This is a genomic window from Kocuria rhizosphaerae (genome assembly GCF_044462265.1).
Taxonomy (GTDB): domain Bacteria; phylum Actinomycetota; class Actinomycetes; order Actinomycetales; family Micrococcaceae; genus Kocuria; species Kocuria rhizosphaerae.
The window spans coordinates 1-10,816 of sequence record NZ_JBISWL010000023.1 but is presented as its reverse complement, the minus strand read 5'-3'; the positions used below and the strand labels follow the sequence as shown (position 1 = coordinate 10,816).

Below are 10,816 nucleotides of genomic sequence, written 5' to 3'. Positions count from 1 at the left end.
CGCCCGCGGACGCCCACGTCGCGGACGCCCGGGGCGCGGTGACCGAGCCCGCCGCGGAGACCGCGGCCCGCGCCCAGGAGGAGCTGGCCGCCGAACTGGGCGAGCTGCCCGCGCCCAGCCCCGAGATCGTCGCGCTGTGCGAACGGATCCGGACCGCCATCCGGTCGAACCGCCCCGAGGACGAGGACGCGCTGCTCGCCACCGACCCGACCCGGGAGGCCCAGGACGCGGGCGCCACGGTCACCGGCTCGGTCGAGTCCCAGACCCTGGAGGTCACGGGCCCCTACGACGCGATGGCCCAGGCCCCGGCCGGCACCCCCGCGCTCACGCCCACCCCGATCGACGCCCCGTCCCCGGCGGTGCCCGGCACCGGGGTCGACGCCGGCTCGGCGGCCCCGGACCCCATCCCGCCCGAGAACACCTCCCTGGACGCCGACGTCGCCGCGACCGACCAGCGGATCGCCGAGTCCGGCATCGACACCCGGGTGACCCGGGAGATCCCGGACGGGCCCTTCGCCGAGGCGCGCGCGGCCCGCGGCGAGCTGGGGGAGGCGGCGCAGCGGACCCCGCAGGAGATCCAGGCCGAACAGCAGCAGGCCATCGACAGCGCGCAGGCGGACATGGCGCAGCTGCAGCTGCAGGCCGTCGCCGCGATGCGGGCCTCCCGCGCCGGGACCATGGACTCCGTCGGCGCCGGCCAGGGCGCCATGGTGGGCTCGGAGGAGCAGACCCGCGAGTCCGTCTCCGCGCGGGCCCAGCGCATCTACGACGACGCCCAGCGGCAGGTCGACACGCTCCTCGAACCGCTCAGCCGCACGGCGATCGCCCGCTGGGAGGCCGGCCTCACCCGGCTCTCCCAGGACTTCCACGACTCCCTGGACCGGGTGAAGCGGTGGATCGACGAGCGCCACTCCGGGGTCGGGGGCGCGATCCTCGCGATCGGCGACTACATCGCGGGTCTGCCCCGCTGGGTGACGGACGAGTACAACCGCGCCGAGCGGGAGTTCGGCGACGGGGTCTGCGAGCTGCTCCTGGAGATCTCCACCGACGTCAACGGCGTGATCGCCGCCGCCCAGGCCCTGATCCGCCGCGCCCGCGAGGACATCGAGGCCGCCTTCCAGGCGATGGAGGACGAGTTCCCCGAGTGGGCCGCCGCCGAGCGGGCCCGCTTCGGCGGCATGCTCGACGGGTTGGCCCAGCGGGTCACCGCGGCGCAGACGGGCTTCGTGGACGACGTGTCCCGCCGGGCCGTCGACGCCGTCAACGAGGTCCACGCCGAGGCGCAGGCCCGGCGGGACGAGGCCGGCGGGCTGGTCGGGCGGGTCGTGGCCGCGATCGAGGAGTTCGTCGACGACCCGGTCCGGGCGATCATCAACGGCCTCCTGCGGCTCGTCGGCATCCCGCCGGGGGCCTTCTGGGCCCTGGTCGCGCGCATCCAGCAGGTCGCCTCCGACATCGCCGACGACCCCGAGAACTTCATCAACAACCTCGTGGCCGGGCTCAAGCTCGGCTTCGAGCAGTTCTTCGACAACTTCGGCACCCACGTGCTGCGCGGCTTCTGGACCTGGCTCTTCTCCGAGCTCGAGACCCCGATCCCCATCCCGCGGGACTTCTCCCCCCGCTCCCTGCTCACCTTCGCGCTGCAGGTCATGGGCGTGACGTGGCCGCGGATCCGGGAGATCCTCGTCCGCCACATCGGGCCCACCGCCGTCGAGGTCATCGAGGCCGCCTGGCAGCTCGTCTCGGTGCTCGTCGAGCGCGGCCCCGAGGGGCTCGTGGAGCTCGTCAAGGAGCAGCTGAGCCCCGAGAACGTCGTCGGGATGATCCTCGAGGCCGCCGTCGAGTACCTCATGGAGGCGCTGATCCAGCAGGTCGTGGTCCGCGTGATCGGCATGCTCAACCCCGCGGGCGCCATCGCCCAGGCGATCGAGCTGATCTACCAGATCTGCTCCTGGGTCTTCCGCAACGCCGCCCGGATCTTCCGCTTCGTGGAGGCCGTGGTCAACGGCATGGCGGACGTGATCGCCGGCAACATCAGCGGGCTCGCCGACGCCGTGGAGCGCGCTCTCGCGATGCTGATCCCGCCCGTCATCGACTTCCTCGCCGGGCTCCTGCACCTGGGCGGGCTGCCCGAGGAGGTCGCCGAGGTGATCGAGCGACTCCAGACCGTGGTGTACGCGGCGATGGACCGGGTCATCGGGTTCCTCGCCGAGCGGGCACGGGCCCTGCTGGCGCGACTGGGCCTCGGCGGCGAGGAGGAGGACGGCGGCACCGACGACACCGAGCTCGGCACGACCGTCCGCTTCACGGCCGCGCGCGAGGGGCACCGCACGTGGATCGAGCGCGCGGGGGAGGACGCGACCCTCATGGTCGCGTCCGCTCCGACCGCGATCCGCGACAAGATCGGCCAGTGGCGGGGAAAGCTCTCCTCGTTCCAGAACGACGACGACCGGACCCGGGCCGAGACCAAGCTGAACGAGCTCGAGAGCACGCTCACGAGCATGGACGCCGACGCGGACGCGCTCGCCCGGGAGTTCGAGGAGGCCAACCGCGATCCGGCCGACGACAAGGAACCACCGGACGACAACTCGCTCGAGGCCCGCCAGCGCTCCCTCGCCACGCTGCTGCGCGAGGTCTTCGAGCTGTTCGAGGAGAAGGACCCGGAGGAGTACCTGAGGGACATCGCGGCCAACATCTGGACGCACGGCAACGAGTACGCGACCACGGCGGCCGGCCAGTGGGAGACGGCCATCACCCGCCCGAAGCTCGCGCCCGACGGCACGACGCCGATCTGGGACATGTCGGTCGTCAGCACCGACGGCGCCCGGGCGTGGCTGGCCCGGCCCGCGACCCACCGGCAGCTGCTGCCCTGGTTCCTCGTCGGCAGCCAGCAGAACCCGCGCTCGGCGGAGTCGGGGACGTTCAAGAACCACGCGTTCGAGACGGACTCGCCCGACCCGGCCCACACCGTGCGTCCCGAGTTCCTGCGCGTGCTCGGCAGCGACACGGCCACCCGCATGACGCGCGTGGCGAACCAGCTGATCAGCAGCGAGGACAACTCGGCTCTGCTGCGCCAGCTCCAGGGCTTGTCCTACACGTCCTCCGGCGGTCGGTGGGGCACGTTCGTCGGGCTGCCCGGCGACGCCGTGAACCCGCTCATCAGGACCGCGATCACGCGAGCCTCCGGCATCGTGGAGTTCCTGCGGGCGATGGTCTCCCCGGGGGAGTCCAGCGGCGTGACGCGGGCGCAGTTCTTCGCGGTGTGGAACGCCAGTCCGGAGACCAAGAACTACGTCAAACGGCTCTTCCGCAGCGTCGACGCGGGCAGCCACGAGTGGATCCCCACCGGGTTCATCCCCCGCGTCATCGAGACGGCGGTCGACGCCGCCAGTGCCGGCAGCATCCAGGACGGCCTGCGCTGGATCACCGCCCACAACACCCTGCGGTCCCCGACACGGTGGGTGCTCCATCCGCCCACCGTGCCACGGCGCCGTGCCGCGCGCGGGGAGCCGACCCACCTCGGGCCGGCGGTGTCCGTGGAGCTGTCCGGACACGTCGGTGCGTTCCGCCGGGAGGAGGACGGGGACCTGGTCTCGGCCGGGACCATCGGCACGGAGGAGTTCCACGACTGGCTCCGCGACGAGTTCACCGCCCACAACGGTCTGGGCCCACTGGGCTACATCCGGCACCTCCAGGCGCAGCTGCGGGTCCGCGTCTGGGACGGCAGCGTCGCGACGATCCCCGACTACGCCCTGAACCAGCCGGTCGGCATGTACTACCGCACGGACAACGACGAGGACCTGCAGCTCACGGTGGCCCAGCTCGCGCTGAGGCAGAGAATGAACTGGCAACGGATACAGGCGAACTTCGCAGCGGCCTACGCTGCGACGGAGAGCGAGGGATCGGGATGACCACCGACGTCGAACGTGCCATGGCCGACCTGCAGGCCGTCGGGCTCCTCGAGCCCGGCACCCCGCCGGCCGACGTGGGCGACCTGGTCATCACGAACGCGCGGACGCTTGAGGGCATCGAGCAGTGCACCGCCCTGGAGACCCTCTCGCTCATCGGCTGCTCGATCGGGGACTACACGCGCCTGGCCGGGCTGCGGTCCCTCCGGGTGCTGGTGGTCGAGAACAGCGACCTGTCCGGCACCGGCTGGGCGGCGGGGCTCGGCCTGCGGGTCGCCGTGCTGCGGCGCAACAGGGTGCGCGACGCCCTGCCCGTGGTCGGCCTGCCGACCCTGCAGGTCCTCGACCTCAGCGGCAACCCGCTGGGCCAGGAGACCCGGAGTGCCGCCCGGGACGGCAACCGTCTCGTCACCCTCGACGACGACGAGACGGCCGAGCTCAATGTCCTGCTGGCCGACGCCGGGACCGGGATCGTGAGCTACCGCGCCGGCGAGGAGCTGTGGGCGTGCGCCACCGGGCTCGACCTCGTCCCGCACCCCCAGACCGGCCACGTGCTGACCTCCCGGGAGGAGCTCCTGGAGGTGGCTCGGGGGGCCGTCCCTCCCCGTCGGCTGCTCCTCCGGGGCCCCGGCGACGCGGACGGCGGACGATGACCGGGCCGGGCGGGTACCGGGACCACGGCCCGGGCGTCCGGTGGCTGGCCGCCCGGACGGGCAGGACGCCCGAAGAGCTCGTGGGTTCGCCGGGGGCGGCGGCCTCGGCCCTCGGCGACGCGCTGCGGGAGGTCGCGGCCCTGGCCGCGCGGCTGGAGTCCCCGGACCCGGAGGCACGGGCCGCGGCGCGGGCGGAGGCCGACGACCTCCGCGCGCAGTTCGGGACGGCTCCGTCACCCGGGGAGACGTTCGGGAAGCGGCTCGCCGCGGCCCTGCGGGAAGCCGCCGAACGCCTGGACGACCTCCCGCCCCCGCAGGATCCCCGGCCGTGAGGAGGCGCCGACGCCGCGACGACGAACGGGCCGCGTGGCGGCGCCGGACGAGTGCAACAGTTCCGTCACAATCGGTGACTGTCGCTCCACCTCTCCACCACCCGTTCCGAGGTGACGTGCCGCCGGGCCGGGCCCAGCGACGCTCCGGGGGGCCGCACGCGCGAGGGAGCATGACGCACCGCTGACCGCTGACCAGGGCGGACGTCGTGGATGCGACCGGTGGAGGCGTTGTCGCCGTGGCCTGTCACGGGGCGGCATTTTCGCAGTGTCGGCGCGGTCCGTCTGTCCGCGCTTGTGGGGGTGTGCCCCCCACCGTGTCCCCTGGTTGGTTGTTCACTATCGAACATTCACTGGCAGGGCAGGGATGTCCGGTGCGGTGACGCGTCTCCGGGGCCCCGGTGGGTTCCGCCGGGGTCGCGAACGGCGTCCGATTGTTGCGGCTGGGGACGACGGCGGGGGCCGGCGTGCGCGCTTGCTCCCCGACCGGGGCCGGAAGTGTCCCGCGCGGGACGGACCGGGACACGGGACAGCCCTGCCGAGAGACGAGGAAGACAGGTGCTGACATGGCTGCAGGTGTCGTCAAGTGGTTCGACGCGGACAAGGGGTTCGGGTTCATCAGCCCCGACGACGGTTCCTCCGACGTCTTCGTGAGCCTCGCGGCCCTCGGTGAGGGGCCGTCCGCTGCGCTCGCGGTGGCCGATCGGGTGGAGTTCGAGATGGACATCCAGCCCTTCGGGCCGGAGGTGTCGCGGCTCCGCGTCGTCGTCTGAGGTCCCATCGGACCGGTCCTTCCCCGCGGGACGCTCAGGGGCGCCGGATCGTCCGGATCCCGAGCCGGCGTCCCGTGGGCGGAGGGCCGGGCGTCCGTCGGGAGCCGCTCAGGCCGGCCGGGCGCCGAGCTCGATCAGCAGCACCCCGCCCACGATGAGCGCCACCCCGGCGGCCGTCACCCAGGTGAACGGCTCCCGGAACAGCAGACGGCCGGCCAGTGCGGTCAGCGCCACGCCCGCGGCCGACCAGATGCCGTAGGCGACCCCCAGGTCCATCCCCTCCGCCAGCGCGAAGCTCAGGCAGGTGAAGGCCACGAGGTAGCCGGTGACCACGGCGGCGTACCAGCGGCGGCGGCCGTGGGCGGCCATCCGCAGGGACAGGGTCCCGGCGACCTCGGTGAGGATCGAGCCGGTGAGGAAGAGCCAGGCCATCAGGGAGCCTCCCGGGGCCGGGCGGGGCGGGAGGAGCCGATCTCCACGCACAGCACCCCGGCCACCACCAGCACGATCCCGGCGAGCGCGGCCGGGCCCAGGTGCTCGCCGAAGGCCACGGCCGCACCGAGCGCGGTGAGCGTCACGCCCAGGGCGGCCCACACGCCGTAGGCGACCCCCACGGGCGTGCCGCGGCGCAGGACGGCGGCCAGGAGCCAGAACGCGGCGGCGTAGCCGGTGACGACGAGCGCGTACCAGGCGGGGTCCCGGAGCGCCGCCTTCAGCGACAGCGAGGCCGCCACCTCGGTGACCACCGCGGCGGCCAGCAGCAGCCATCGCGTCACGGCTCAGTCCGCCAGCAGGTCGTCGGCCACCGCCCGGACCCGCGCCCGCTCGTCCGGGTCGAGGGCCAGCACGCCCGAGGCGTCGGCGAACCAGGCGCCGTCGGCGATGAGCCGGACCGCCACCAGCGGGCCCCGGTGCTCGGCCGGCACGTCCTCGGGCAGGGCCACCCAGGGCGCCACCCGCGCGGCCCAGCGCTCCTTGAGCTCTCCGCGCAGCCGCGGGTCGGTGAGCATCACCAGGTCGGCCTCGTCGAACTCGCCGGACAGGCACCAGTCGAGGTAGGCGCGCAGGCGCTCGCGGGCGGGCACCTCTTCCGCACGGGCGGGCAGGCGGCGGGCCATCTCCTGCTCCCAGCCGTCCATCACCCGGTCCACCAGGGCGAGCATCAGCGCCTCCTTGGTGCGGAAGTGGTACATCACCCCGGGCTTGCTCAGGCCCACGTGCCGCGCGGCCGACTCGAGGGAGATCGTGCCGCCGGCCCGGAGCAGCTCGAGAGCACCGTCCAGGATCCGGTCTCGGGAAGAAGTGCTCATAAAAAAGTACTTTACCAACCGGAAGGGTGGTGTCACGATGTTACGCAACACCGGCGCGGTCGGCCTGGCCGCCGCGTCGCCCTGCGGGCACGACGTCGTCCCGCACCCGCCCGGTCCGCGCAGGACCCGGCGGGTGCCTTCCGACTCGGGCCACCATGACCAGGAGGACTCGTCCCATGACTTCCGCCCTGCACCAGACCCCGACCGACAGCAAGCCCCGGGCCGAGGCCCCGCCCGACGGGCGTGCCCGGCCGACCGTGAACCGAGCGGTCTTCGCCGGCTCGGGCGTCACCATCGTCCTGTTCTCCCTGTGGGCGATCCTCGCCCCGGACCAGGCCTCCACCGTGATCAACGCCGTGGTCGGCTGGATCGCGACCAACATGGGCTGGTTCTACGTCCTGACCGCCACCGTGGTGACCGTCTTCGTGCTGGTGGTCGCATTCTCCCGTGAGGGGACCATCAAGATGGGCCCCGACCACTCGAAGCCGCAGTACAACCTGTTCACCTGGACCGCGATGCTCTTCGCGGCCGGCATCGGCATCGATCTGCTGTTCTTCTCCGTGGCCGAGCCGGTCACCCAGTACTACGGCCCGCCCGCCGGGGACGGCGCGAGCGCCGAGGCCACCCGCATGGCCGTGGTGTGGACGCTGTTCCACTACGGCGTCACCGGCTGGGCGATGTACGCCCTGATGGGCATGGCCTTCGGCTACTTCGCCTACCGGTGGAACATGCCCCTGAGCATCCGCTCGGCCCTCTACCCGCTGATCGGCAGGCGGGTGCAGGGGCGCGCGGGAGACGCCGTGGACGTCGCGGCGCTGCTGGGCACGATCTTCGGCGTGGCCACCTCCCTGGGCATCGGCGTGGTGCAGCTCAACTACGGCCTGCACCTCCTGTTCGGGATCGAGGAGGGCACCGCCGCACAGATCGGGCTGATCGTCGTGGCCGTGGTGATGGCCACCGCCTCCTGCGTCTCGGGCGTGGACAAGGGCATCCGCCGGCTCTCCGAGCTCAACGTCCTCATGGCCGTGGCGCTGATCGTCTGGGTGCTCGTCGCCGGCCGGACCTCGTTCCTGCTCGACGCCACGGTGCAGAACCTCGGCGACTACGTGGCCGCGCTGCCCGGGATGACCCTGGACACGTTCGCCTACACCGGTGCGGCCGACTGGATGGCGGGGTGGACGCTGTTCTTCTGGGCCTGGTGGATCGCCTGGGCGCCGTTCGTCGGGCTGTTCCTGGCGCGGATCTCCCGCGGCCGCACCCTGCGCGAGTTCGTGATCGCGACCCTGACCGTGCCGTTCCTGTTCATCCTCATCCTGGTCTCGGTCTTCGGCAACAGCGCCCTGGCGATCGTCACGGGCGGCGACGACGCCTTCGGCCAGGCCGCCATGAACACCCCCGAGCGGGCCTTCTACTCGCTGCTCGAGCAGTACCCGGGCGCGCCGCTGCTCATCGCGCTCGCCTCGCTGGCCGGACTGCTGTTCTACGTCACCAGCGCGGACTCGGGCGCGCTGGTGATGTCCACGTTCACCTCGACGATCCAGGACCCCACCCAGGACGGGCCCAAGTGGCTGCGCATCTTCTGGGCCGCCGCCACCGGGCTGCTGACCCTGGCGATGCTGCTGGTGGGCGGGGTGCCGACCCTGCAGGCCGCCACGCTGATCATCGGCCTGCCCTTCTCGATCGTGATGTACCTGATCATGATCGGGTTCTGGAAGGCCCTGCGCGCCGAGCGCTCCCAGCGCGAGGGACGCAGCTCCACCCGCCGCTCCGCGGCCGCCTCCCGCATCCCCGGCCCGGACAGCCACTGGCGCCGGCGGCTCTCCCGGACCGGCTCGTTCCCGGGGCCGAAGTCAGTGCGCCGCTACGAGGACGAGGTGCTCGTCCCCGCCCTCACGGAGGTCGTGGAGGAGTTCCGTGCCCATGGACGCGACGCCGAGCTCACCAGCTCGGTGGTCGGCCACCAGGACCTGTCCGAGCACACGCTGACCGTGCGGATGGGCGAGGACCGGGACTTCTGCTATCAGATCTATCCGGTGGCCACGCCGGTGCCGGCCTTCGGCGGGTTCCGCACCAACCCCGACTCGGACCTCTACTACCGCCTCGAGGTCTTCAACGAGACCGGCTCCCAGGGCACCGACGTCATGGACTGGAGCCACGAGCAGGTCATCAACGACGTCCTCGACAGCTGGGAGGCGCACCTGGCCTTCCTGAGCATCCACGCCGGCCCGTCCGTGATCCAGGACGGCGAGCAGGGCCACCCCGACTGGTCCACCGACATCCACGACGTGCCGACGGGGCAGATCCCCGCGGCGAAGGAGGCACACCCGTGAGCACCACACTCTTCATCGACGGACAGTGGCAGGCGGCCGCCCAGGGCGGCACCCGGACCATCGTCTGCCCCGCCGACGGGACCGAGGTCGGCACCGTCGCCGAGGCCGCCGCGCAGGACACCGAACGGGCGATCGCCGCGGCCCGCCGCGCCTTCGACGACGGCCGCTGGTCCGGGATCCCCGGGCCGCGGCGCGGGGACCTGCTGCTGCGGGCCGCCGCCCGGCTGCGCGAGCGCAAGGACGAGTTCGCCCGCGCCGAGTCCCTGGACACCGGCAAGCGCCTGGTGGAGTCCGAGATCGACATGGACGACGTCGGCGCCTGCTTCACGTACTTCGGCAAGATCGCCGCGGAGCAGGCAGGACGCGTCGTCGACGCCGGGGACCCCGCGGTGGTCTCGAGGGTCGTCACCGAGCCGGTGGGGGTGTGCGGGATGATCACGCCCTGGAACTACCCGCTGCTGCAGGCGGCGTGGAAGATCGCCCCGGCGCTGGCCGCGGGCTGCACCTTCGTGCTCAAGCCCGCCGAGCTCACCCCGCACACCGCGGTCCTCATGATGGAGGTCCTCCAGGAGGTGGGCCTGCCCGGCGGCGTGGCGAACCTCGTGACCGGCGCCGGCGCCGAGGCGGGGGCTCCGCTGGCGAGCCACCCGGACGTGGACCTGGTCTCCTTCACCGGCGGGGTGCTCACCGGCCGGGCGATCGCGGCCGCCGCGGCGCCCACCGTGAAGAAGATCGCCCTGGAGCTGGGCGGGAAGAACCCCAACGTGGTCTTCGCCGACGCCGACGTCGACGCCGCCGTGGACAACGCCCTCAACGGCGCGTTCGTGCACTCCGGGCAGGTCTGCTCCGCCGGGGCGCGCCTGGTGGTCGAGGAGCCGATCGCCGAGCGCTTCGTCGACGAGCTCGTCCGCCGCGCCGAGCGGATCCGGCTCGGCGGGCCCTTCGACGAGCAGGCCGAGACCGGTGCGCTGATCTCGGCGGCCCAGCGGGCGAAGGTCCACGCCTACGTGGAGTGCGCCCGCCGGCAGGGCGCCCGGGTCCGGTGCGGCGGCGAGTACGCCACCGGTCCCTCCGCCGACGGCCGGCTGGACCTCGGGCAGGGCTTCTTCTACCCGCCCACGGTCATCGACCGCTGCACCCGGGAGATGGACTGCGTCCACGACGAGGCCTTCGGCCCCACCGTCACGGTCGAGACCTTCCGCACCGAGGACGAGGCCGTGGAGATCGCCAACGACACGATCTACGGCCTCGCCGGCGCGGTGTGGACCCAGGACGCGGGCCGGGCCCAGCGGGTGGCCGCCCGCCTGCGCCACGGCACGATCTGGATCAACGACTACCACCCGTACCTGCCGCAGGCGGAGTGGGGCGGGATGAAGCAGTCGGGTGTGGGCCGGGAGCTCGGCCCCACGGGCCTGGGCGAGTACCAGGAGCTCAAGCACGTCTACCAGAACACCGCCCCCGCCGTGACCGGCTGGTTCGCCCGGCACTGAGCCGCGCCCGCCCGGCGTCGTCG

General features: G+C 72.9%; 9 protein-coding genes. 6 read left to right on the top strand and 3 right to left on the bottom strand.

What is annotated here, in order from left to right; translation table 11 throughout:
* From ACH9EU_RS03230 to ACH9EU_RS03215, 4 genes are all read left to right on the top strand, one after another.
* Window positions 1-3,911, top strand: a 3,911-nt coding sequence (locus ACH9EU_RS03230; protein WP_396412499.1) for a phage tail protein, incomplete at its 5' end; no start/stop codon positions are given.
* Window positions 3,908-4,561 (top strand): hypothetical protein, encoded by a 654-nt coding sequence (locus tag ACH9EU_RS03225; protein ID WP_396412498.1) that lies wholly within the window; start codon window positions 3,908-3,910, stop codon window positions 4,559-4,561. The genes ACH9EU_RS03230 and ACH9EU_RS03225, both read left to right, overlap by 4 nt.
* Window positions 4,558-4,893, top strand: coding sequence for a hypothetical protein (locus ACH9EU_RS03220; protein ID WP_396412497.1), 336 nt, complete (start codon window positions 4,558-4,560; stop codon window positions 4,891-4,893). The genes ACH9EU_RS03225 and ACH9EU_RS03220 overlap by 4 nt, the downstream gene beginning before the upstream one ends.
* 563 nt (window positions 4,894-5,456) lie before the next feature.
* Window positions 5,457-5,663 (top strand): cold shock domain-containing protein, encoded by a 207-nt coding sequence (locus ACH9EU_RS03215; protein ID WP_396412496.1) that lies wholly within the window; start codon window positions 5,457-5,459, stop codon window positions 5,661-5,663.
* Window positions 5,664-5,771: 108 nt separating this feature from the next.
* Here ACH9EU_RS03215 and ACH9EU_RS03210 read toward each other — a convergent pair whose 3' ends face one another.
* The 3 genes from ACH9EU_RS03210 to ACH9EU_RS03200 are packed head-to-tail and all read right to left on the bottom strand — an operon-like array spanning window position 5,772 to window position 6,973.
* Window positions 5,772-6,095, bottom strand: coding sequence for an SMR family transporter (locus ACH9EU_RS03210; RefSeq protein ID WP_396412495.1), 324 nt, complete (start codon window positions 6,093-6,095; stop codon window positions 5,772-5,774).
* Window positions 6,095-6,439: an SMR family transporter gene (locus ACH9EU_RS03205; protein ID WP_396412494.1), complete on the bottom strand. Its 345-nt coding sequence runs from the start codon at window positions 6,437-6,439 to the stop codon at window positions 6,095-6,097. Before ACH9EU_RS03205 ends, ACH9EU_RS03210 begins: the two co-directional genes overlap by 1 nt.
* 3 nt (window positions 6,440-6,442) lie before the next feature.
* Entirely contained in the window at window positions 6,443-6,973 is a 531-nt protein-coding gene (locus ACH9EU_RS03200; protein WP_396412493.1) for a TetR family transcriptional regulator, read from the bottom strand.
* 176 nt (window positions 6,974-7,149) lie between these two features.
* Here ACH9EU_RS03200 and betT point away from each other — a divergent pair, with 176 nt between their 5' ends.
* Both betT and ACH9EU_RS03190 read left to right on the top strand, forming a co-directional pair.
* The gene (gene betT, locus ACH9EU_RS03195) at window positions 7,150-9,303 is read left to right on the top strand and encodes a choline BCCT transporter BetT (RefSeq protein ID WP_396412492.1); all 2,154 of its coding nucleotides are present in this window, start codon (window positions 7,150-7,152) and stop codon (window positions 9,301-9,303) included.
* Window positions 9,300-10,793, top strand: a complete 1,494-nt coding sequence (locus ACH9EU_RS03190) for an aldehyde dehydrogenase family protein (protein WP_396412491.1) — start codon at window positions 9,300-9,302, stop codon at window positions 10,791-10,793. The genes betT and ACH9EU_RS03190 overlap by 4 nt, the downstream gene beginning before the upstream one ends.
* The last annotated feature ends 23 nt before the right edge of the window (window positions 10,794-10,816 follow it).